Below are 21,800 nucleotides of genomic sequence, written 5' to 3'. Positions count from 1 at the left end.
TCACGCTCCGCTGTTCTGTGGTCCGCCGACTGCATTGTGGCAGGTGGCGGTGACATCGGCGGGCAGGACCGGCTCAGCTCCTGCCGATGAGATCCGCGGGAAACGCGCCCGCCGCCCGCGCCGCGCCGGCGAATCCACCCGCCAGCCCGGTGAGCCGGACCACTCCGGCCGCGCCGAGATATTCGTACGGTGCCCGGTCGAGCCGGTCGGTCTCGTCCTCCAGGGCGCCGCGCAGTTCCCTGCCCGCCTCGGTCAGTCCGCCCTCCCCGTCCATCAGCCCGCGCCCGCGCAGCCGCTCCCGGGCCGCCTCCCACTCCTGGGCGCTCCAGCCCCGGGTGGCGAGGATCCACTTCGGTGACATGCCACGGCCGCTCGCGGTATGGCTGGCCAGCGACTCAAGAGGGTCGAGACCGGCATGCGTCAGTGCCGTCAGATGGCCGTCGCCGCGGTATTCGCGCAGCAGGGTGGCGGCGTGCCAGTAGGCGAGATGCGGCGCGTCCGGGACCGGCAGATCGGCGTTGGCCGAATAGAGCGGACGCGCCGGGCGTGTACACGCCTCGGTGGCGCGCAGGGCCAGTTCCGCCGCCTCGGCCAGTTCCTTCGAGGCCAGGACCTCCTCGCCCAGCAGCCGCCGCAGCAGTGAGTCGACCGCGCGCAGCCGCGCGTCGAGCGAGTCCTCGGGGGAGAGGACATCCCATACGCGTGGCAGGTGGCGGGCGACCAGATCGTGCTTGAAGTTGTGGAAGGTCGCCGTGACGATGCCCGCCCCGACCCGGCCCAGCGGCGCCGAACGGGCCGCGAAGTAGGCGGCGTTGATGTCGTCGAGACCCGCGCGCGCGAACTCGCGGCCCAGATCGGGGGAGAAGTAGAGAGCCGAGTGGATCGGGTTGACGACGGCGTGACAGCGCCGCGCGGCGTGCTCGGGCAGAGTGGTCATGACGGCAGGTTACCGACTGGTCGGTATGGATGGCGACGGCCGGACGCGAGGTGGCTTCCGTCCGGCCGTACGCCGGCACCCGCCGCGGCGCCTCACGCGCGCACGGTCCGGTCGAAGCGCGGCTCCCGGCGCTCCAGGAACGCCGCGACCCCCTCCGCGGTCTCCCCGCTGGAGCGCGCCCGCTCCGTCCAGTAGGGGGTACGGTCGGCGCCTCCCGAGGCGGACTCCTTGGCCGCCGCCTGGGTCAGCCGGGAGCGCGAGACCAGCACCCGGGCGAACTCCGCGACCCGTCCGCCCAGCTCCCCGGCCGGCAGCACCTCGTCCACCAGCCCGGTGCGCAGCGCGCGCTCCGTACCGATCAACTCGGCCGAGAACAGGAGGTACTTGGCGGTCGAGGGCCCCACCAGCGAGACCAGACGCCGGGTGGACGACGCCGGGTAGACGATCCCGAGCCGCGCGGGAGTCACCCCGAACAGGGCGCCCTCCTCGGCGAACCGCAGATCGCAGGCCACGGCGAGCTGGCAGCCGCCGCCCACGCAGTGACCGCGCACGGCCGCGAGGCTCGGCTTGGGGAAGGCGGCCAGCGCCTCCTCGGCCCGTACGGCCAGCGACCGTGGATCGTCACCGGGCTCCATGGGCCCCTCCCCGCGCTCCTCCCGCGATTCCTGGGGCTCGCGCAGCGAGGAGATGTCGGCGCCCGCGCAGAATGTCGGCCCCTCGCCGGTGAGCACCAGCGCCCGTACGGCGGGATCCACCGCCAGCCGCCCCAGCAGCGGCGGCAGCTCCCGCCACATCGGCGTGGTCATCGCGTTGCGCTTGGCGGGATGGTGGATCACGACGGTCGCGATGCCGTCGGAGACGGTGTGCAGCAGCTGCGGCTCCATGCGCCGGATGCTATCCCCGGCCCCGCGTTGCCCGACGTGCCCTCTCGACCGCTCCTGAAGCAACAGCGGATGATCGTCTGCGATCACCCTGGCTGTCCGCTCGCTCGGATGCGGTCATCCTCCGCCAATTACGGCTGACTTCTGTTCAGTTGCCCGGTACGGACCAGCTCGTTCCCAACACTCGGTACCCGATGGACGACACCGGCCGAGCCGGTCGAGCCACAGGTCGAGACCAAGGGTGGGTGCCGCAAGGATGGAGAGCCGCGGGAGAGTTCCGGCCCGGCCGCTGTCGTACGAGGGAGTCTGGCGGTTCACCGCTCCGGCCGTCGACGTCTCCGTACCGCAGGCCAGGCACGCCGTACGCGATCTGCTCAGACGCCAGCGCGTACCGGTCAGGGACACGGTCGTCCAGGGGCTGCTGCTGATCGTCTCCGAGCTGGTCACCAATTCCGTACGGCACGCGGCCCTGCTCTCCCCGGAGATCGGTGTCGAGGTCACCATCGGCGCGGAGTGGGTCAGGGTCGCGGTCGAGGACAACCATCCCTACCGGCCCAAGGCCCTGGAGACCGATCACGCCCAGACCGGCGGGCGCGGACTGCTGCTCGTACGGGAGATCACCCGCGAGGCCGGCGGTAGCTGCGCCGTCGAGCACACCGCCGGCGGCGGGAAGATCATCTGGGCGGCGCTGCCGTTTCTGGCCCCGCTCGGCGAGGTACCGGCGCGCGGGGGTGTCACCAGCCCCCGGCAGGCCCTGTGAGCTCTCTGATCGCCGGGCGCGCCGAGTCCAGCACGGTCATGAACCACGCCGAGAACGGGTCCCGGTCATGCCGGCCCGCCAGCTCCGCCGGGGTCACATAGACCGTTTCGCCGACCTCTTCCGGGTCGGGCCGCAGCGAGGACTGCGCCATCCCGACGAAGAGATGGTTGTACTCCTGCTCGACCAGCCCCGACAGCGGGTCCGGGTGGTTGTAGCGGACCGTGCCCGCCTCGGCGAGCAGCGAGGCCGAGATACCCAGCTCCTCGTGGGTACGGCGGGCCGCCGCGGTGAACGGGGCCTCGCCCGGGTAGGGATGTCCGCAGCAGCTGTTCGACCAGACACCGGGGGAGTGGTACTTGCCCAGCGCGCGCCGCTGGATCAGCAGCCGTCCCCGCTCGTCGAAGAGGAAGACGGAGAACGCCCGGTGCAGCCGGCCGGGCGGTTCATGGGCCGAGAGCTTCTCGGCGGTGCCGATGGTATTGCCGTTCTCGTCGACCAGCTCCAGCATGATCGTTTCCTGAACGCCGTGAGACGAGCTCTTCGCCGTGGTGACTGGTGTGGTCGGCATAACCATCCTTCGCTTCGGGCCTCAGCCCCCAAGTCTGCCGCACAGGACCCCCCTGTCCGCACTTCGGGAGCGTGGGCATGTCCGTTCTCCCAGGCCCCCGGAGGTGTCGCCGTCAGGCTGCCGGAGTGCCAGGACTTCAGTGGCGGTGGCAGTGGCAGTGGCAGGGAGTCGGTGGCAGGGAGTCAGTGGCAGAGCCTCGCCTCGTGCTCGGCATGTCCCCTCGGTTCGAGCTGGAAGGTGCAGTGCTCGACATCGAAGTGGTGGCCGAGACATCCCTGGAGGTCATGAAGCATCTTCTCGTGGCCCACCGCGTCCAGCGCGTCCTGGTCCACCACCACATGTGCCGAGAGCACGGGCATACCCGATGTGATCGTCCAGATATGGAGATCATGCACGTCGGCCACGCCGGGCAGTCCGAGCATATGCGCGCGTACCTCGGCCATGTCCACGTCCTTGGGCGCGGCCTCCAGCAGCACGTTCAGTGTCTCCCGCAGCAGCTTCACCGTACGCGGAACGATCATGAGCCCGATCAGCAGGCCCGCGATCGGGTCGGCCGTCTGCCACCCCGTGAGCAGGATGACACCGGCCGAGACGAGCACCGCGAGCGAGCCGAGGGTGTCCGCGAGCACCTCCAGATACGCCCCGCGCACATTGAGGCTGTCCTTGCGCCCGCGCATCAGCAGGGAGAGGGAGACCAGATTGGCGGCCATGCCGATGAGGGCGAAGACGATCGTCAGGCCGCCCCTGGTCTCGGGCGGCACGATGAAGCGCTCGACGGCCTCGTACAGCAGGAATCCGCCGACCCCGAGCAGCAGCAGACAGTTGGCCAGCGCGGCGAGGATCTCGGCCCGCGCGTAGCCGAAGGTGCGGTTGTCGTCCGCGGGCCGGCCCGCGAAGTGGACCGCCAGCAGTGCCATCCCGAGCCCCACACCGTCGGTGGCCATATGGGCCGCGTCGGCGAACAGGGCGAGGGAGTCGGCGGCGATACCGCCGACGATCTCCACGACCATCACGGAGAGCGTGATGGACAGCGCGATACGCAGCCGCCCCCGGTAGGCGGCGGTCGCGGTGCCCGTCGGCGGCCCGCCGTGGGTGTGCCCGTGGTCGTGCCCTGCCCCCATGTGGCCGCCTTCCGGTCGTGCGTGCGATCTGCCGACCACGCCAGTGAACTACGGGTGGGGGGTATGCGGCAACACGGCAGTGAACACCGTTGTCATATGCTCTGACCTGCGGAAATGATCGCAGGTCAGAGCAGTGGCAAGATCATCCGACCGCTGTCGCCGGGTGATGCAGCCGCCAGCCCTCCCAGGCCGATTCGACCATCTCGCGTACCCCGTGGCTCGCCGTCCAGCCCAGCTTCCCGGCGATCAGCCCGACCGAGGCGACGGCCCGCGCGGCATCGCCGGGACGGCGCCCCTCCACCACCGGCGCGGCGCGGTGGCCGGTGACCTCGGCCACCAGATCGGCCAGTTCGCGGACCGAGACACCCTCGCCGCGGCCGATGTTGACCGTGAGGTCCCCGGCGCCCTCCTGGGCGGCCAGGAGGCGCGCGGCGGCGAGATGGGCGCCGGCGAGATCGGCCACATGGATGTAGTCGCGGATGCAGGTGCCGTCCGGTGTCGGATAGTCGTCACCGAAGATCCGGGGCGCCTCGCCCCGGCTGATCCGGTCGAAGAACATCGGGATGATGTTGAACACCCCGGTGTCCGCCAGCTCGGGCGCCGCCGCCCCCGCCACATTGAAGTAACGGAGACAGCCGGTGGCGATTCCGTGCGCCTGTCCGGTCGCCCGGACCAGCCACTCGCCCGCGAGCTTCGTCTCCCCGTACGGATTGATCGGCACGGTCGGGGTCCGCTCCGTGATCAACTCCACATCGGGCACCCCGTACACGGCCGCGGAGGAGGAGAAGAGAAAGCGCCGTACGCCCGCGGCGACCACACCGTCGAGCAGCACCATGAGTCCGTGCAGATTCTCCCGGTAGTACCGCAGCGGCTGTTCCACCGACTCCCCGACCTGCTTCTTCGCCGCGAGATGCACCACACCGGTGACCTGGTGCGTGGTGAGCGTACGGTCGACCACGTCCCGGTCCAGCAGGGAGCCCCGCACCAGCGGAATCCCGGCGGGCAGGCGCTCGGGCACACCGGTCGAGAGATCGTCGAGAACGACGACCCGCTCTCCCGCCGCGGTCATCGCCCGCGCCACATGTGCCCCGATATAACCCGCTCCGCCTGTGATCAGCCACGTCATGCCCGCAACCCTAGAGCTTGTCCGGCACCCCCCGCCCGCCTCGCCTCCAGAGGGGCGGCGCCATGTGCCCGGAGGCGGACGGCGCTGTGTGCCGGACAGGTCCTGGAGGGTGCCCTCGGGGCGCCGGCCGTCGTTTGTCCGGGAGACGGTCGGTGGTCGATGATGATCATCGCGGAGCGTTTCCCGATCAGACTTTGGCATCCGGAGCGTAAACGGGCGGTGAACTCGGCCTTCAGTTCATCCGATAGCCTCTGCCGACGTGCCGCCACCCGTATCCCGGGTCCCGTCGCCGCGCACCCAGCCCTGTCAGCGCCAAGGAGTGAGTTCGTCTGCCGACCGCCATCCTCACCGGTCCCCCGGTCCCCGGATCGCCGCTCGAAGGCCATCTGAGGTCGCTGGGTTACGACGTACGGACCGCGCCGGGCGCCGAAGAGGCGCTGACCCTGCTCGCCTCGGCCCCCGCGGCCGACCGGGTCGCCCTCGTCGACTCCCGTTTCGTCGGTCATGTCCACGCGCTGCGCCTGGCCCTCACCGACCCCCGCTTCCCCGCCGCCGCCGTGCCCGGAGCGCTCACCGCCAGGCCCGAGGCCCGCACCGCGCTGCTGAGCGCCGTCACGGCCCTGGCCGACGGCGGCCCCCAGCCACCGCTGAGCGGCGCGGCCGGAGCACCTCACACCGGAGCACCTCACGCCGAAGCACCTCACACAGAGGCTCCTCACATCGAGGCTCCTCGGACCGGGGCTCCTGAGGCCGGGCCCCACTCCGGGGTCACCGTCACCGCCCCGGGCGAGCCCTTCGCCGACCGGGTGGCCGCCGTGCTCGACGCCCGGGGCACCCGCGTCCACCGTCCCGAACTGGGTTCGCTCGTCGCCGCCGTACCCGCCGACGCGGACGCCCGGGAGCGGGCCGGGACCGCTGTCGCGGCCGTCGACGACGAGGCCGTACGGCTGCGCTCCGCCGTGAAGGCGCGCGACGGCTTCTTCACCACCTTCTGCGTCAGTCCGTACTCCCGCTACCTGGCCCGCTGGTGCGCCCGCCGCGGTCTGACCCCCAACCAGGTCACCACCGCGTCCCTGATCACCGCCCTGATAGCGGCGGCCTGCGCGGCCACCGGCACCCGCGGCGGCTATGCGGCGGCCGGCGCGCTGCTGCTCCTCTCCTTCGTGCTGGACTGCACCGACGGGCAGCTCGCGCGCTACTCGCTCCAGTACTCCACGATGGGCGCCTGGCTGGACGCCACATTCGACCGCGCCAAGGAGTACGCCTACTACGCGGGCCTCGCGCTCGGCGCCGCCCGGGGCGGCGACGACGTATGGGCGCTCGCGCTGGGCGCGATGGTCCTCCAGACCTGCCGGCATGTCGTGGACTTCTCCTTCAACGAGGCGAACGCCGACTCGGCCGCCGCCGGCGCGGCCGGCAAGAGCGTGGTGGGCACCCCCACCGCCGCGCTCTCCAGCAGGCTCGACCGTGTCGGCTGGACCGTGTGGGTACGCAGGATGATCGTGCTGCCGATCGGTGAGCGCTGGGCGATGATCGCCGTGCTCACCGCCCTCACCACGCCCCGCACCGTCTTCTACGCGCTGCTCATCGGCTGCGCCTTCGCCGCCTGCTACACCACCGCGGGCCGTGTGCTGCGCTCGGTGACCCGCAAGGCCGTCCGTACCGAACGCGCCGCGCGGGCCCTCGCCGATCTCGCCGACCCGGGTCCGCTCGCCGAGGGGACCGCCGCGCTGCTGCGGCGCCCGGCCCGCCGGCTCCCCGGCCCCCTGCCGTTCCTGATCGCCCTCCTGGGCGGGGCGGCGGTCGTCGCCACCGCCTCCTTCGCACCCCTCGACGGCCCCTGGCCCGTGCTCGCGGCGGTGCTGTACGTGCTGACCTCGGGCCTCGCCGTCGCCCGACCCCTGGGCGGCGCGCTGGACTGGCTCGTACCGCCGGTGTTCCGCGCGGCGGAGTACGGCACGGTCCTGGTGCTCGCCGCCCGCTCCGAGGTGAACGGAGCGTTGCCCGCGGCTTTCGGGCTGGTGGCGGCCGTCGCCTACCATCACTACGACACGGTGTACCGCATCCGCGGCGGCAGCGGCGCGCCGCCCCAGTGGCTCGTCAGGTCGGCCGGCGGGCACGAGGGCCGCACCCTGCTGGTGACCGCGCTCGCCGCCGTCCTCGTGACCCGGCACACCGGCTTCCCGATGGCTCTGACGGCGCTCGCGGTCGCCGTGGCGCTGGTCGTGCTCCTGGAGTCCATCCGGTTCTGGGTGTCCTCCGGAGCCCCCGCCGTACATGACGAAGGAGAACCCGCATGATCGGCCTCGTACTCGCCGCCGGTGCCGGACGGCGTCTGCGCCCCTACACCGACACGCTTCCGAAGGCCCTCGTGCCCGTGGACCCGGCGGGGGAGGGGACCACCACGGTCCTCGATCTGACCCTGGGAAACTTCGCCGAGGTCGGGCTGACCGAGGCCGCGATCGTCGTCGGCTACCGCAAGGAGGCCGTCTACGAACGCCGGGCCGAACTGGAGAGAAAGTACGGTCTGAAGCTCACGCTCGTCGACAACGACAAGGCCGAGGAGTGGAACAACGCGTACTCCCTCTGGTGCGCCCGTGACGTCCTGACGCGCGGTGTGATCCTCGCCAACGGGGACACCGTCCACCCGGTCTCCGTCGAGAGGACCCTGCTCGCCGCCCGCGGTGCGGAGCGGCGGATCATCCTCGCCCTGGACACGGTCAAGCGCCTCGCCGACGAGGAGATGAAGGTCATCACGGACGGCGCCAAGGGCGTACGCCGGATCACCAAGCTGATGGACCCGGCCACCGCCACCGGCGAGTACATCGGGGTCACCCTGATCGAGCCCGAGGCCGCCGCGGATCTCGCCGACGCCCTGCGGACCACCTTCGAACGGGACCCCGACCTCTACTACGAGGACGGCTACCAGGAGCTGGTGAACCGCGGTTTCACCCTCGACGTGGCCCCCATCGGCGACATCCCCTGGGTCGAGATCGACAACCACGACGACCTCGCGAAGGGCCGTGAGATCGCGTGCCAGTACTGACCCGGCTCATCCCGTCCCCGGTCGTCGTCGACATCAGGCCCGGCGCCCTGGACGATCTCGCCGGTCTCCTCGCCGACCAGCGGATCTCCAGCTCGGGCCGGGTCGCCATCGCGGTCAGCGGCGGCTCGGGACAGGCGCTGCGCACCCGGCTGGAGCCGGTGCTCACCGCCGCGGACTGGTATCTGGTGGCCGACGGCACGATCGACTCCGCGGTCCGGCTCGCCGACGGCATCAAGGGCAAGCGGTACGACGCGGTGGTCGGCCTGGGCGGCGGCAAGATCATCGATGTGGCGAAGTACGCGGCGGCCCGGGTGGGTCTGCCCCTGGTCGCCGTCGCCACCAATCTCGCCCACGACGGGCTCTGCTCCCCGGTGTCCACGCTCGACAACGACAACGGCCGCGGTTCCTACGGTGTCCCCACCCCCATCGCGATCGTCGTCGACCTCGACGTCATCCGCGACGCCCCGGTCCGGTTCATCCGCTCCGGTATCGGTGACGCGGTCTCCAACATCTCCGCCATCGCGGACTGGGAGCTGTCGCACGGGATCAACGGCGAGCCGGTCGACGGACTGGCCGCCGCCATGGCCCGTACCGCGGGCGAGGCCGTGCTGCGCCACCCCGGCGGCGCGGGGGACGACGAGTTCCTCACCGTCCTCTCCGAGGCGCTGGTGCTCACCGGTATCGCCATGTCGATCAGCGGCGACACCCGCCCCTCGTCGGGCGCCTGCCACGAGATCAGCCACGCCTTCGACCTGCTCCACCCCACGCGCCGCGCGCTCCACGGCGAGCAGGTCGGCCTCGGCGCCGCCTTCGCCATGCATCTGCGCGGCGCCCACGAGGAGTCACAGCTCTTCACCGAGGTACTGCACCGGCACGGGCTGCCCGTACTGCCCGAGGAGATCGGCTTCTCCCCGGAGGAGTTCGTACGGGCCGTCGCCTACGCGCCGCAGACCCGCCCCGGCCGCTTCACCATCCTCGAACACCTCGACCTGTCCACCGACCAGATCAGGGACGCGTACGCCGACTATGCCAAGACCATCAGTAGCTGAACTCCGTCCGGTCGTTCACCCGGAGGGCGTGAAGGACCGGCGCAGCGGAGAGCACTGGGCCGGGCGACTGTACATGCGGGAGATCTCGCTGCACATCGACCCGTACCTGGTGAACACCCGGATCACGCCCAACCAGCTCACCTATCTCATGGTGGTCGTGGGGGTCATCGGCGGTGCCGTGCTGCTCGTACCGGGACTGACCGGCGCGATTCTCGCGGCGGTCCTGTTCCAGATCTATCTGCTCCTCGACTGTGTCGACGGCGAGGTGGCCCGCTGGCGCAAGCAGACCTCCATCACCGGGGTCTATCTGGACCGGATAGGCCACTATCTCTGCGAGGCCGCTCTGCTGATCGGCTTCGGTGTGCGCGGCGCGGACGTCTTCCATCAGAACGGCACGGCCACGAACTGGCTCTGGGCCTTCCTGGGCACGCTCGCCGCGCTCGGCGCGATCCTGATCAAGGCCGAGACCGATCTGGTCGATGTGGCCAGACAGCGCAGCGGTCTGCCGGCCGTCAAGGACGAGGCCTCCGTACCCCGCTCCTCCGGTCTGGCACTGGCCCGCAGGGCCGCGGCCATGCTCAAGTTCCACCGGCTCGTCGGCGGCATCGAGGCCAGCCTCTTCATCCTGGCCGCGGCCGTCCTCGACATGGTGCGGGGAGATCTGTTCTTCACCCGGCTCGGTATCGCGATCCTCGCCGGTATCGCCGTCGTCCAGACACTGCTGCACCTCGTCTCCATCCTGGCGTCGAGCAGGCTGAGGTGAGCGGCATGCGGCTCGGCGCGGTGATCATCACGATGGGTGACCGCCCCGCCGAGCTGCGTGCTCTCCTCGCGTCGGTCGCGCGGCAGGACGGCGATCCGATCGAGATCGTCGTGGTCGGCAACGGCGCCCCGGTGGGTGAGGTTCCCGACGGGGTACGGACCGTCGAGCTGCCGGAGAACCTCGGTATCCCGGGCGGCCGCAATGTCGGTGTCGAGGCCTTCGGCTCCGCCGGTTCCGAGGTTGACGCCCTGCTCTTCCTCGACGACGACGGCCGGCTCCCGAAGACCGACACCGCCGAGCTGATCCGCGCGGCCTTCGCGGCCGACCCCGCACTCGGCATCATCAGCTTCCGGATCGCCGATCCCGGGACAGGGCTCACCGAGCGCCGGCATGTCCCTCGGCTGCGCTCCTCGGACCCGCTGCGGTCGTCCCGGGTGACGACCTTCCTCGGCGGGGCCAACGCCGTACGGACCAAGGTCCTGGCGGAGGTGGGACCGCTGCCCGGCGGTTTCTTCTACGCCCACGAGGAGACCGATCTCGCCTGGCGGGCCCTGGACGCGGGCTGGATGATCGACTACCGCGCGGACATGGTGCTCAGCCATCCCGCGCTGCCGCCCTCCCGCCATGCCGGCCACCACCGAATGGTGGCCCGTAACAGGGTCTGGCTCGCCCGCCGGAATCTGCCCGCGCCGTTCGTCCCGCTCTATCTCGGGGTGTGGCTGCTGCTCACCCTGCTCCGGCGCCCCTCGCTGCCCGCGCTGAAGGCCTGGCTCGGCGGGTTCAGGGAGGGCTGGGTGACCCCGTGCGGACCGCGCCGCCCCATGAGGTGGCGTACGGTATGGCGGCTGACCCGGCTGGGCCGACCGCCTGTCATCTGACAAGCTTCGGATCTGAGAGCATCGGGGCTACTCCCAACTACCGGGGCCTGGCCTTCCGTGCCTGTGCCCGTCCGGCTGCGCATCTTGAAGACGAAAGTTTCAACTTGTGAGTGACACAACCCAAGAGGGCGCGATCGCCGTGAGCGCCCCGCCGTCGTCCGACGACGGTCTGACCTCGGCGGAGCTCGCCGCCAAGTACGGTCTCGCGGTGAGCGGCGCCCGGCCCGGTCTGCGTGACTACGTCCAGCAGCTCTGGGGCCGGCGCCACTTCATCCTGGCCTTCTCCCAGGCGAAGCTCACGGCCCAGTACAGCCAGGCCAAGCTCGGCCAGCTCTGGCAGGTGGCGACGCCCCTGCTGAACGCCCTGGTCTACTACTTGATCTTCGGGCTGATCCTGGGCACCAGGAAGGGCATGCCGCAGGAGGTCTTCATCCCCTTCCTGGTCACCGGGGTCTTCGTCTTCACCTTCACCCAGAGTTCGGTGATGGCGGGCGTCCGCGCGATCTCCGGCAATCTGGGGCTCGTACGGGCCCTGCACTTCCCCCGGGCCGCGCTGCCGATCTCCTTCTCGCTCCAGCAGCTCCAGCAGCTCCTGTACTCGATGATCGTCCTGGTGGCGGTGGCGGTCGCCTTCGGCAGCTATCCGAAGCCGGGCTGGATCCTCGTGATCCCCGCGCTGGTGCTCCAGTTCTTCTTCAACACCGGTCTCGCGCTGATCATGGCGAGGCTGGGCAGCAGGACCCCGGACCTCGCGCAGCTCATGCCGTTCGTGATGCGTACCTGGATGTACGCCTCCGGCGTGATGTTCTCCATCCCGGTGATGCTCAAGGACAAGCCGGCCTGGATCGCGGACATCCTCCAGTACAACCCCGCCGCCATCTACATGGACCTCGTCAGGCACGCGCTGATCGACGGGTACGGCTCGTCGAATCTCCCCGCGCACGTCTGGTTCGCCGCACTGGTGTGGGCCGTGCTGCTGGGAATCGCCGGCTTCGTGTACTTCTGGAAGGCTGAGGAACGGTACGGGCGTGGCTGACGAGAACAAGCAGGGACGTATCCCCACGGTCATCGCCGACGAGGTGCACATCGTGTACCGCGTCAACGGCGGAGGCGGCGGGAAGGGCAGCGCCACCGCCGCGCTCAGCCGCATACTCCGCCGCGGCAAGGGGGAGTCGCGGGGAGTCCGCAAGGTCCATGCCGTACGGGGAGTCTCCTTCACCGCCTACCGCGGCGAGGCGATCGGTCTGATCGGCACCAACGGATCCGGCAAGTCGACACTGCTGCGCGCCATCGCGGGACTGCTGCCCACGGAGAGCGGCAAGGTCTACACCAATGGCCAGCCCTCGCTGCTGGGGGTGAACGCGGCGCTGATGAACGATCTGACCGGCGAGCGCAATGTCATCCTCGGCGGGCTCGCCATGGGTATGACGCGCGAGCAGATCCGGGACCGGTTCGAGGGCATCGTGGACTTCTCCGGCATCAATGAGAAGGGCGACTTCATCACCCTCCCGATGCGGACGTACTCCTCCGGCATGGCCGCCAGGCTCCGCTTCTCCATCGCGGCGGCCAAGGACCATGACGTCCTGATGATCGACGAGGCGCTGGCCACCGGCGACCGCAAGTTCCAGATCCGTTCCGAGCAGCGCATCCGTGAACTGCGCAAGGAGGCCGGCACGGTCTTCCTGGTCAGCCACAGCAACAAGTCGATCAAGGACACCTGCGACCGTGTGCTCTGGCTGGAGAAGGGCGAGCTGCTGATGGACGGCCCGACCGACGAGGTCATCAAGGCGTACGAGAAGGAGACGGGCAAGTAGTCCGGCAGCGCGACCGAGGCCTCCGCCGGATCACTCCGGCGGGGGTCTCGTCGTGAGAACCGGTCGTTTTCGGACCGCGGTGATCAGGCACTGATCGTCAGCGAACGGTCAAGTCCCCTGCGGGCGGGGAAGGTTGGTCCGTATCGCAGCGTTCTTGTAATGCGCGCAACACCCCGGAGCGGTCCTCCTGGTTGTACAACGTAAGCTGTGCTGGTGCTGATTCGCGGCAAGTGGGGCGATACCTGCTGAGCACCCCGCCGGCGAGGCGGCGGCCTTCTTACTCGGAAGGACGGGCGGCGTGTCCGAAATGGGATGTATTGGGTCAGCAGTGTAGAACGGGAGATGTGACGGCAATGACGGGAAATCTCCAGCTCTGTGAGGGTTCCGCCGTCCCCGTGCCGGGCAGCCGGCAGTGATGGACACTCCCCAGGCGCGCTCCGACGCCACCGCACGCCCCACACTCGACAAAGCCGCCGACGAGAACTTTCCGGTGGCACCTTTCTTCCTGCCCCGCGCCTGGCGCGACGATCTGATGGCGGTCTACGGATTCGCCCGGCTCGTCGACGACATCGGCGACGGGGATCTCGCCCCCGGCGGCGCCGATCTGCGCCATCTCGGGGTCGACCCCGGGCGGGCCGACGACCGGCCGGCCGTGCTCGACGCGTTCGAGACCGATCTGCGACGGGTCTTCGACCCCGCGGGCCCGCGTCCCGCCCATCCCCTGCTGCGCGGGCTGATCCCGACCGTACGGAGCCGCGCGCTCACCCCCGAACCGTTCCTCGGGCTCATCGCGGCGAACCGCCAGGACCAGCTGGTGCGACGGTACGGGACCTATGACGACCTCCTCGCCTACTGCGAGCTGTCCGCCAACCCCGTGGGCCGTCTCGTCCTCCTGATCACCGGGACCGCCACCCCCGAGCGTGTCCGCCGCTCCGACGCCGTCTGCACGGCGCTCCAGATCGTCGAACACCTCCAGGACGTGGCCGAGGACCTCGGCCGCGACCGGATCTATCTGCCCGCCGAGGACATGAAGCGCTTCCATGTCTCCGAGGACGATCTGGCCGCCCCCACCGCGAACGCGTCGGTGCGCGCCCTGGTCGCGTACGAGGCGGAACGCGCACGGCGGCTTCTGGATGAAGGCACACCGCTGGTGGGTAGCGTCCATGGCAGGCTCCGGCTGCTGCTGGCGGGATTTGTGGCCGGAGGGCGCGCCGCCCTCGCTTCGATCGCGGCCGCCGGGCACGATGTGCTCCCCGGTCCGCCCAAACCCACCAAGCCGCGTCTGCTGCGTGAAGTGGGAGCTGTCTTGCGAAGAGCGCACAGAGAGGGGTGAGCCGGAACGTGGAGGGACAGACACCCATGTCCGCGCCGGTACTGGCGGCCTACAGCTACTGCGAGGCCGTCACCGGACAGCAGGCCCGCAACTTCGCCTACGGCATCAGACTGCTGCCGACCGAGAAGCGGCAGGCCATGTCCGCGATGTACGCGTTCGCCCGGCGGGTGGACGACATCGGCGACGGCACACTCGCGCCCGAGGCCAAGCAGAGACGGCTCGAAGAGACCCGCGCGCTGCTCGGCAGAGTCAGGGCGGGCGAGGTGGCCGAGGACGACACGGACCCCGTCGCGGTCGCCGTCGCCGACGCGAGCCGCCGCTTCCCGGTTCCGCTCGGCGGGCTGGACGAACTGATCGACGGCGTTCTGATGGACGTTCGGGGCGACACCTACGAGACCTGGGACGACCTCAAGGTCTACTGCCGGTGTGTCGCGGGTGCCATCGGCCGGGTGTCGCTCGGCGTGTTCGGCCCCGGCCCCGACGCGCCGGGAGCGGAGCGCGCCGCCGAGTACGCCGACACCCTGGGACTCGCCCTCCAGCTCACGAACATCCTCCGGGACGTACGCGAGGACGCGGCCAACGGCCGTACGTATCTGCCCTCCGACGATCTCGCCAAGTTCGGCTGCTCCGCCGGTTTCCACAGCGCGACCCCGCCCGCGGGTTCCGACTTCACCGGTCTGGTGCACTTCGAGGTCCGCCGCGCCCGCGCCCTGTTCGCCGAGGGGTACCGGCTGCTGCCGATGCTCGACCGGCGCAGCGGCGCCTGTGTCGCGGCCATGGCGGGCATCTACCGCCGGCTGCTCGACCGTATCGAACGCGACCCTGAGGCCGTGCTGCGCGGCCGGGTCTCGCTGCCCGGACACGAGAAGGCGTATGTCGCCGTACGCGGACTCTCGGGTCTCGACGCCCGGCACATCTCGCGGCAGACCGTCAGGAGGCGCGGCTGATGCGGCCCCTCGCACGGCTCGGCCTCTTCACCGCACATCCGCGCCGGACTCTCGCAACCCCGGCTCGGGATGACGCGTCCCTGACTGCGACAGCCGGAGGGGGACACGCATGACCACAGCGGATGACCTGCGGCCCCGCCACGCCGTGGTGGTGGGCGCGGGACTCGCCGGCACCACCGCCGCGCTCCAGCTCGCCGACGCCGGAGTACGGGTCACCCTCGTCGAAGGGCGGCCGCGGCTCGGCGGTCTCGCCTTCTCCTTCCGGCGCGGCGATCTCACCGTCGACAACGGCCAGCATGTGTATCTGCGCTGCTGCACGGCGTACCAGTGGTTCCTCGACCGGGTCGACGGCGCCGCGCTCGCACCCCTCCAGCACCGGTTGGACGTGCCCGTCCTCGATGTCGGCGGCCCGAGCGGGCCCCGGCTGGGACGGCTGCGCCGCAACGCGCTGCCCGTACCGCTGCATCTGGCCGCGGGACTCGCGACGTATCCGCATCTCTCGCTCGCCGAGCGCGCCTCCGTCGGGCGTGCCGCGCTCGCCCTGAAGCGGCTCGACCCCGCCGATCCCGCCCTGGACGGCATCGACTTCGCCACCTGGCTGGGCCGGCACGGACAGTCCCCCCGGACCATCGAGGCCCTCTGGGACCTCGTCGGCGTGGCGACCCTCAACGCCACCGCGCCGCACGCCTCCATGGGGCTGGCCGCGATGGTCTTCAAGACCGGGCTGCTCTCCGAACCGGGCGCCGCCGACATCGGCTGGGCGAGTGTCCCGCTGGGCGACATCCACGACACGCTGGCACGCAAGGCCCTCGACTCCGCGGGCGTACGGACCGAACTGCGCACCCGCGTCGGCGCGGTCACCCGCGCGGCGGACGGCGGCTGGCATGTCGACGCGGACGGCGAGCGGCTCGACGCGGACACGGTCGTCCTCGCGGTACCGCAGCGCGAGGCACACGGGCTGCTGCCCCAGGGCGCGCTGGAGGACGCCGACCGGCTCCTCGACATCGGCACCGCGCCGATCCTCAACGTCCATGTCGTATACGACCGCAAGGTGCTGCGCCGCCCCTTCTTCGCCGCGCTGGGCAGCCCCGTCCAGTGGGTCTTCGACCGCACCGACGCCTCCGGGCTCACCGAGGGCCAGTATCTGGCGCTCTCGCAGTCGGCCGCCCAGGACGAGATCGACACGCCCGTGGCGGAGCTGCGCGCACGCTATCTCCCCGAACTGGAACGGCTGCTGCCCGCCGCGCGCGGCGCGGAGGTACGGGACTTCTTCGTCACCAGGGAACGGACGGCGACCTTCGCGCCCACACCCGGTGTGGGCAGGCTCCGTCCCGGAGCCCGTACGGGAGCGCCCGGCCTTTTCCTGGCCGGCGCGTGGACGGCCACCGGCTGGCCCGCGACGATGGAGGGTGCCGTACGGAGCGGCTTCAGCGCCGCGGGGGCCGCCCTCGCCCAGCTCGGCCGCCACTATGAACACCCCTTGCAGGAGGCGGCATGAGCCCGAATACCGCACCTACGAGTACTGGAACAAGAGGAGAGACCGTGCCGACCGTGCCCCCGGTGAACCCGGCTGTCGACACCGCGGACGTCTACGCGCTGCTGGAGCGGGGACGGAGCCTGTCCGCCCCGGTGCTGCGCTCCGCTGTCGGCCGGCTCGCCACGCCGATGGACACCGTCGCCGCCTACCACTTCGGCTGGATCGACGCCGAGGGCCGGCCCGTCGACGGCGACGGCGGCAAGGCGGTACGCCCGGCGCTCGCGCTGCTCTCCGCCGAGGCGGCGGGCGCCGCGCCCGAGATGGGGATCCCCGGCGCGGTCGCCGTCGAGCTGGTCCACAACTTCTCCCTGCTGCACGACGACCTGATGGACGGTGACGAGCAGCGCCGCCACCGTGACACCGTCTGGAAGGTGCACGGTCCCGCGCAGGCGATCCTCGTCGGCGACGCCCTCTTCGCACTCGCCAACGAGGTGCTGCTGGAGATCGGCACCCCGGAGGCGGGCCGGGCCACCCGCCGGCTGACCACCGCCACGCGCAAGCTGATCGACGGTCAGGCCCAGGACATCTCCTACGAGCACCGCGAGCGGGTCACCGTCGAGGAGTGCCTGGAGATGGAGGGCAACAAGACCGGCGCCCTGCTCGCCTGCGCCGTCTCCATCGGCGCGGTCCTCGGCGGCGCCGACGACCGTACGGCCGACGCGCTGGAGGCGTACGGCCACCATCTCGGTCTGGCCTTCCAGGCCGTGGACGATCTGCTCGGCATCTGGGGCGACCCCGAGGCCACCGGCAAGCAGACCTGGAGCGATCTGCGCCAGCGCAAGAAGTCCCTGCCGGTCGTCGCCGCGCTCGCCGCGGGCGGTCCCGCCTCGGCTCGGCTCGGCCAACTGCTCGCCGCCGACGCGAAAAGCAATGATTTCGAGACCTTCTCGGAGGAAGAGTTCGCGACCAGGGCGGCGTTGATCGAAGAGGCGGGCGGCCGGGAGTGGACCTCGCAGGAGGCCCGCAGGCAGCACGCCGTCGCCGTCGAAGCCCTCGACGGCGTCGATATGCCAGCACGTGTCAGGGCGCAGTTCACGGCGCTCGCGGACTTTGTCGTCGTACGAAAGAGATGATCACTATTCCCATATGACCGCAGTCGCCGTCCACAGCCCGTAGGGCGCCGGACGACGGAGACCCCAGCACAGCAGAAGCTCACCACTGCACGAAGGGGAAGCCATGACAGCGACGACCGACGGAAGCACCGGGGCCATGGGACCCCGCGCGGCCTCGGCCAGCGGACCGACCAGGACCACCCCCGCCGTGGCCGGCGACCTCCAGGTCGCCGCCGAGCGGGCCACCGCACGATCCGTCGAGTATCTCCTCGGCAAGCAGGACGCCCAAGGCTGGTGGAAGGGCGACCTGGAGACCAATGTGACCATGGACGCCGAGGATCTGCTGCTGCGGCAGTTCCTCGGCGTCCAGGACGCCCGTACCACCGAGGCCGCGGCGCTCTTCATCCGCGGTGAGCAGCGGGCGGACGGCACCTGGGCCACCTTCTACGGCGGCCCCGGCGAACTCTCCGCCACCATCGAGGCCTATGTCGCGCTGCGGCTGGCCGGGGACCGTCCGGAAGACCCGCATATGGCGCGCGCCTCCCAATGGGTGCGCGAGCAGGGCGGGATCGCCAGGAGCCGGGTCTTCACCCGTATCTGGCTGGCCCTGTTCGGCTGGTGGAAGTGGGACGACCTGCCCGAGCTGCCGCCTGAAATGATCTTTCTGCCCAAGTGGTTCCCGCTCAATATCTATGACTTCGGCTGCTGGGCCCGGCAGACCATCGTGCCGCTGACCGTCGTCTCGGCGGAGCGGCCCGTACGGCCCGCACCCTTCGCCCTCGACGAACTGCACGCCGACCCGGCCCGGCCCAACCCTCCCAAGGCGACCGCCCCGGCCGCGAGTTGGGACGGTGTCTTCCAGCGCCTCGACAAGGCACTGCACGTCTACCACCGGATCGCGCCGCGCCGGCTGCGCCGCAGCGCGATGAACTCGGCGGCCCGCTGGATCATCGAGCGCCAGGAGAACGACGGCTGCTGGGGCGGGATCCAGCCGCCCGCCGTCTACTCCATCATCGCCCTGCATCTGCTCGGATACGACCTCGACCATCCCGTCATGCGCGCCGGACTGGAATCGCTCGACCGGTTCGCCGTCTGGCGCGAGGACGGCGCCCGGATGATCGAGGCCTGCCAGTCGCCGGTCTGGGACACCTGTCTGACCATCATCGCCCTCGCCGACGCGGGCGTGAGCCCGGACCATCCGGCCCTGGTCAAGGCCGCGGACTGGATGGTCGGGGAGCAGATCCTGCGCCCCGGCGACTGGACCGCGCGCAGACCCGGACTCGCCCCGGGCGGCTGGGGGTTCGAGTTCCACAACGACAACTACCCGGACATCGACGACACCGCCGAGGTCATCCTCGCACTGCGCCGGGTCGAGCATCCCGAGCCCGAACGGATCGACGCGGCCATCGAGCGCGGCGCCCGGTGGAATCTCGGTATGCAGTCGAGAAACGGGGCCTGGGGCGCCTTCGACGCCGACAACACCAGCCCATTCCCCAACCGGCTGCCCTTCTGCGACTTCGGTGAGGTCATCGACCCGCCGTCGGCGGATGTCACCGCGCATGTCGTGGAGATGCTCGCGTACGAGGGCAAGAGCCACCATCCGGGCACCCGGCGCGGAATCGAATGGCTTCTCGCCGAACAGGAGACCAGCGGCGCCTGGTTCGGACGCTGGGGGGTCAACTACGTCTATGGTACCGGGTCGGTGGTGCCCGCCCTGACCGCGGCCGGACTGCCCCCCTCCCATCCCGCGATCCGCAGGGCCGTGCGCTGGCTCGAATCCGTACAGAACGCGGACGGCGGCTGGGGCGAGGATCTGCGCTCGTACCACGACACGGAGTGGGCAGGCCGGGGAGCCACCACCGCCTCGCAGACCGCCTGGGCGCTGCTCGCGCTGCTCGCGGCCGGGGAGCGGGAGAGCAAGGCCGTCGAACGGGGCATCGCCTGTCTGGCCGAGACCCAGCGCGAGGACGGCTCCTGGGACGAGCCGTACTTCACCGGCACCGGCTTCCCCTGGGACTTCTCCATCAACTACCACCTCTACCGGCAGGTCTTCCCGCTGACGGCGCTCGGCCGGTATCTCCACGGGGAGCCGCTCGCCGCCCGTACGGGAAACCGCAAGGGGGGCTGATGGAACGGTCTTCCGGGCCCGCCGGCCCGCCACCGCCGCTGCTGATCGCCTGCGCGCTCGGTATCGAGCGCTTCGCGCTGCGCGGCGGCGGTCGCGGTGACACGGCGGGACCGGTGACCGTCCTGCGTACGGGCATGGGGCCCAAGAACGCCGAGCGCGTCGTGGCGCACGCGCTCGGAGAGACCGGGAACCGGGACGCGGCCGTCATGGCGTCCGGGTTCTGCGCCGGACTCACCCCGGGGATGCACCCCGGGGATCTCATTGTCGCCGACGAGACCCGGGACCCGGAGGGCTCCACGCCCTGCACGGGCACCGGGCTGCTCGTCGACACGCTGACCCGGATCCTGCCCGGCCGTACGGTCCACACCGGTCCGCTGACCGGTTCCGACCATGTGGTCCGCGGGCAGGAACGGGCCGCCTTGAGCGGTACGGGAGCCATCGCGGTGGACATGGAGTCCGCCGCGACACTCCGCAGTGCTCTGCGTGCCGGCACCCGTCCGGTCGCGGCCGTGCGGGTGGTCGTGGACGCTCCGGAGCATGAGCTCGTCCGTATCGGCACCGTGCGCGGAGGAATATCGGCTTTCCGTGTCCTCCGTGCCGTCCTACCTGCTTTCCATGAATGGCACCGTTCTTTGCTGCTCCCCAGGAGGTGAGCTAGATGGCCATGCCGCTCCGTCAGACCATCAGGGTCGGGACGTACCTCTTCGAACAGAAGGTCCGCAGGCGTGAGAAGTTTCCACTCATCGTTGAGCTGGAACCCCTCTTCGCCTGCAATCTGAAATGTGAGGGCTGCGGCAAGATCCAGCATCCGGCAGGCGTCCTGAAGCAGCGTATGCCCGTTGCCCAGGCAGTCGGCGCGGTGCTGGAGTCCGGGGCGCCCATGGTCTCCATCGCCGGTGGCGAGCCGCTGATGCATCCGCAGATCGACGAGATCGTGCGGCAGCTCGTGGCCAAGAAGAAGTATGTCTTCCTCTGCACCAACGCGATGCTGCTGCGCAAGAAGATCGAGAAATTCACTCCCTCGCCGTACTTCGCCTTCGCCGTGCATATCGACGGGCTGCGGGAGCGGCACGACGAGTCCGTCGCGAAGGAAGGGGTGTTCGACGAGGCGGTGGAGGCCATCAAGGAGGCCAAGCGGCGCGGCTTCCGGGTGACCACCAACTCCACCTTCTTCAACACCGACACCGCGCAGACCGTCATCGAGGTGCTGAACTACCTCAATGACGAGCTGAAGGTGGACGAGATGATGATCTCGCCCGCCTACGCCTATGAAAAGGCTCCCGACCAGGAGCACTTCCTCGGCGTCGAGCAGACCCGCGAATTGTTCAAGAAGTCGTTCGCCGGCGGGAACCGGGCCCGCTGGCGCCTCAACCACTCGCCGCTCTTCCTGGACTTCCTCGAAGGCAAGGCCGACTTCCCGTGCACCGCCTGGGCCATTCCCAACTACTCCCTCTTCGGCTGGCAGCGCCCCTGCTATCTGATGAGCGACGGATATGTCCCGACCTACCGTCAGCTCATCGAGGAGACCGACTGGGACAAATACGGCCGCGGCAAGGACGCGCGCTGCGCCAACTGCATGGCGCACTGCGGCTACGAGCCGACCGCCGTACTCGCCACCATGGGCTCCCTCAAGGAGTCCCTGCGCGCGGTCCGCGAGACGGTCGCCGGGACGCGGTGACGACGTCATGACTACTGGAGAGCCGGTCTCACTGGGGCTCCCCGGGTTGCCGGCCCGGCCTGTCGCGGTGCGTCGTGTTTCGCGCCGGATCCAGGTCGGGTCGGTGGCGGTCGGTGGGGATGCGCCGGTGTCGGTGCAGTCGATGACGACGACGCGTACGTCGGATGTGGGTGCGACGTTGC

The 21,800-nt window shown here is 70.4% G+C and carries 21 protein-coding genes; 16 read left to right on the top strand and 5 right to left on the bottom strand.

The features are described 5' to 3' along the window. Nucleotides 1–73 precede the first annotated feature (73 nt). Both ACWGDX_RS28690 and ACWGDX_RS28685 read right to left on the bottom strand, forming a co-directional pair. Nucleotides 74–937, bottom strand: coding sequence for an SCO6745 family protein (locus ACWGDX_RS28690; RefSeq protein WP_453630125.1), 864 nt, complete (start codon nucleotides 935–937; stop codon nucleotides 74–76). Between the two features lie 92 nt (nucleotides 938–1,029). Then, complete coding sequence (locus ACWGDX_RS28685; protein ID WP_453630123.1) at nucleotides 1,030–1,821, bottom strand: enoyl-CoA hydratase/isomerase family protein; 792 nt, start codon at nucleotides 1,819–1,821, stop codon at nucleotides 1,030–1,032. A gap of 253 nt (nucleotides 1,822–2,074) precedes the next feature. Between ACWGDX_RS28685 and ACWGDX_RS28680 the strand changes: the two genes are divergently transcribed. Continuing rightward, nucleotides 2,075–2,578 carry an ATP-binding protein gene (locus tag ACWGDX_RS28680; RefSeq protein ID WP_453630121.1) on the top strand — a complete coding sequence of 168 codons (504 nt, stop codon included), beginning with the start codon at nucleotides 2,075–2,077 and terminating at the stop codon, nucleotides 2,576–2,578. Here ACWGDX_RS28680 and idi read toward each other — a convergent pair. The 3 genes from idi to galE all read right to left on the bottom strand — a co-directional run bounded on the left by idi (nucleotide 2,553) and on the right by galE (nucleotide 5,393). Further along, complete coding sequence (idi, locus tag ACWGDX_RS28675; protein ID WP_453630119.1) at nucleotides 2,553–3,146, bottom strand: isopentenyl-diphosphate Delta-isomerase; 594 nt, start codon at nucleotides 3,144–3,146, stop codon at nucleotides 2,553–2,555. The genes ACWGDX_RS28680 and idi overlap by 26 nt on opposite strands. A 182-nt stretch (nucleotides 3,147–3,328) precedes the next feature. Next, entirely contained in the window at nucleotides 3,329–4,267 is a 939-nt protein-coding gene (locus ACWGDX_RS28670) for a cation diffusion facilitator family transporter (protein WP_453630117.1), read from the bottom strand. Between the two features lie 142 nt (nucleotides 4,268–4,409). Next, nucleotides 4,410–5,393: a UDP-glucose 4-epimerase GalE gene (galE, locus tag ACWGDX_RS28665; RefSeq protein WP_453630115.1), complete on the bottom strand. Its 984-nt coding sequence runs from the start codon at nucleotides 5,391–5,393 to the stop codon at nucleotides 4,410–4,412. A 329-nt stretch (nucleotides 5,394–5,722) separates the two neighbouring features. On the opposite strand from galE, the gene ACWGDX_RS28660 reads away from it, so the two are divergent. The 15 genes from ACWGDX_RS28660 to ACWGDX_RS28590 form a co-directional block, all read left to right on the top strand. Further along, nucleotides 5,723–7,693 (top strand): DUF5941 domain-containing protein, encoded by a 1,971-nt coding sequence (locus tag ACWGDX_RS28660; protein WP_453630188.1) that lies wholly within the window; start codon nucleotides 5,723–5,725, stop codon nucleotides 7,691–7,693. Further along, a complete protein-coding gene (locus tag ACWGDX_RS28655; RefSeq protein ID WP_453630113.1) occupies nucleotides 7,690–8,439 on the top strand; it encodes a phosphocholine cytidylyltransferase family protein in 750 nt (249 codons plus the stop codon). The genes ACWGDX_RS28660 and ACWGDX_RS28655 overlap by 4 nt, the downstream gene beginning before the upstream one ends. After that, a complete protein-coding gene (locus ACWGDX_RS28650) occupies nucleotides 8,427–9,488 on the top strand; it encodes an iron-containing alcohol dehydrogenase family protein (RefSeq protein WP_365905065.1) in 1,062 nt (353 codons plus the stop codon). The genes ACWGDX_RS28655 and ACWGDX_RS28650 overlap by 13 nt, the downstream gene beginning before the upstream one ends. After that, a complete protein-coding gene (locus tag ACWGDX_RS28645) occupies nucleotides 9,466–10,251 on the top strand; it encodes a CDP-alcohol phosphatidyltransferase family protein (protein WP_365905064.1) in 786 nt (261 codons plus the stop codon). The genes ACWGDX_RS28650 and ACWGDX_RS28645 overlap by 23 nt, the downstream gene beginning before the upstream one ends. A gap of 5 nt (nucleotides 10,252–10,256) precedes the next feature. Continuing rightward, a complete protein-coding gene (locus tag ACWGDX_RS28640; protein WP_453630186.1) occupies nucleotides 10,257–11,129 on the top strand; it encodes a glycosyltransferase family 2 protein in 873 nt (290 codons plus the stop codon). Nucleotides 11,130–11,235: 106 nt separating this feature from the next. Beyond that, nucleotides 11,236–12,165, top strand: coding sequence for an ABC transporter permease (locus ACWGDX_RS28635; RefSeq protein WP_453630110.1), 930 nt, complete (start codon nucleotides 11,236–11,238; stop codon nucleotides 12,163–12,165). After that, a complete protein-coding gene (locus ACWGDX_RS28630) occupies nucleotides 12,158–12,943 on the top strand; it encodes an ABC transporter ATP-binding protein (RefSeq protein ID WP_453630108.1) in 786 nt (261 codons plus the stop codon). Before ACWGDX_RS28635 ends, ACWGDX_RS28630 begins: the two co-directional genes overlap by 8 nt. A gap of 412 nt (nucleotides 12,944–13,355) precedes the next feature. Then, complete coding sequence (gene hpnC, locus ACWGDX_RS28625; RefSeq protein ID WP_453630106.1) at nucleotides 13,356–14,276, top strand: squalene synthase HpnC; 921 nt, start codon at nucleotides 13,356–13,358, stop codon at nucleotides 14,274–14,276. Further along, complete coding sequence (gene hpnD, locus ACWGDX_RS28620; protein WP_363082395.1) at nucleotides 14,273–15,223, top strand: presqualene diphosphate synthase HpnD; 951 nt, start codon at nucleotides 14,273–14,275, stop codon at nucleotides 15,221–15,223. The genes hpnC and hpnD overlap by 4 nt, the downstream gene beginning before the upstream one ends. A gap of 109 nt (nucleotides 15,224–15,332) precedes the next feature. Next, nucleotides 15,333–16,721 carry a hydroxysqualene dehydroxylase HpnE gene (gene hpnE / locus ACWGDX_RS28615; RefSeq protein WP_453630104.1) on the top strand — a complete coding sequence of 463 codons (1,389 nt, stop codon included), beginning with the start codon at nucleotides 15,333–15,335 and terminating at the stop codon, nucleotides 16,719–16,721. Nucleotides 16,722–16,774: 53 nt separating this feature from the next. Further along, nucleotides 16,775–17,833: a polyprenyl synthetase family protein gene (locus tag ACWGDX_RS28610; protein WP_453630184.1), complete on the top strand. Its 1,059-nt coding sequence runs from the start codon at nucleotides 16,775–16,777 to the stop codon at nucleotides 17,831–17,833. Nucleotides 17,834–17,936: 103 nt separating this feature from the next. Next, a complete protein-coding gene (gene shc / locus ACWGDX_RS28605) occupies nucleotides 17,937–19,940 on the top strand; it encodes a squalene--hopene cyclase (RefSeq protein ID WP_453630103.1) in 2,004 nt (667 codons plus the stop codon). Beyond that, nucleotides 19,940–20,593, top strand: coding sequence for a phosphorylase family protein (locus tag ACWGDX_RS28600; protein ID WP_453630101.1), 654 nt, complete (start codon nucleotides 19,940–19,942; stop codon nucleotides 20,591–20,593). The genes shc and ACWGDX_RS28600 overlap by 1 nt, the downstream gene beginning before the upstream one ends. A gap of 5 nt (nucleotides 20,594–20,598) precedes the next feature. After that, the gene (gene hpnH, locus ACWGDX_RS28595; protein WP_453630099.1) at nucleotides 20,599–21,618 is read left to right on the top strand and encodes an adenosyl-hopene transferase HpnH; all 1,020 of its coding nucleotides are present in this window, start codon (nucleotides 20,599–20,601) and stop codon (nucleotides 21,616–21,618) included. Nucleotides 21,619–21,625: 7 nt separating this feature from the next. Continuing rightward, nucleotides 21,626–21,800: flavodoxin-dependent (E)-4-hydroxy-3-methylbut-2-enyl-diphosphate synthase (locus tag ACWGDX_RS28590; RefSeq protein ID WP_363086316.1), on the top strand; the 175-nt coding region annotated here is incomplete at its 3' end.

It is taken from the genome of Streptomyces sp. NPDC055025, from assembly GCF_053608565.1.
This window is presented reverse-complemented; position numbering and strand designations above follow the sequence as displayed.

Bases quoted from the DNA above. Each gene is read 5' to 3' on its own strand.
- hpnE (WP_453630104.1), top strand. From the start codon at position 15,333: ATGACCACAGCGGATGACCTGCGGCCCCGCCACGCCGTGGTGGTGGGC.
- ACWGDX_RS28690 (WP_453630125.1), bottom strand. From the start codon at position 937: ATGACCACTCTGCCCGAGCACGCCGCGCGGCGCTGTCACGCCGTCGTC.
- ACWGDX_RS28655 (WP_453630113.1), top strand. From the start codon at position 7,690: ATGATCGGCCTCGTACTCGCCGCCGGTGCCGGACGGCGTCTGCGCCCC.
- shc (WP_453630103.1), top strand. From the start codon at position 17,937: ATGACAGCGACGACCGACGGAAGCACCGGGGCCATGGGACCCCGCGCG.
- ACWGDX_RS28670 (WP_453630117.1), bottom strand. From the start codon at position 4,267: ATGGGGGCAGGGCACGACCACGGGCACACCCACGGCGGGCCGCCGACG.
- ACWGDX_RS28680 (WP_453630121.1), top strand. From the start codon at position 2,075: ATGGAGAGCCGCGGGAGAGTTCCGGCCCGGCCGCTGTCGTACGAGGGA.
- idi (WP_453630119.1), bottom strand. From the start codon at position 3,146: ATGCCGACCACACCAGTCACCACGGCGAAGAGCTCGTCTCACGGCGTT.
- ACWGDX_RS28685 (WP_453630123.1), bottom strand. From the start codon at position 1,821: ATGGAGCCGCAGCTGCTGCACACCGTCTCCGACGGCATCGCGACCGTC.
- ACWGDX_RS28645 (WP_365905064.1), top strand. From the start codon at position 9,466: ATGCCAAGACCATCAGTAGCTGAACTCCGTCCGGTCGTTCACCCGGAG.
- ACWGDX_RS28640 (WP_453630186.1), top strand. From the start codon at position 10,257: ATGCGGCTCGGCGCGGTGATCATCACGATGGGTGACCGCCCCGCCGAG.
- ACWGDX_RS28600 (WP_453630101.1), top strand. From the start codon at position 19,940: ATGGAACGGTCTTCCGGGCCCGCCGGCCCGCCACCGCCGCTGCTGATC.
- hpnH (WP_453630099.1), top strand. From the start codon at position 20,599: ATGGCCATGCCGCTCCGTCAGACCATCAGGGTCGGGACGTACCTCTTC.
- galE (WP_453630115.1), bottom strand. From the start codon at position 5,393: ATGACGTGGCTGATCACAGGCGGAGCGGGTTATATCGGGGCACATGTG.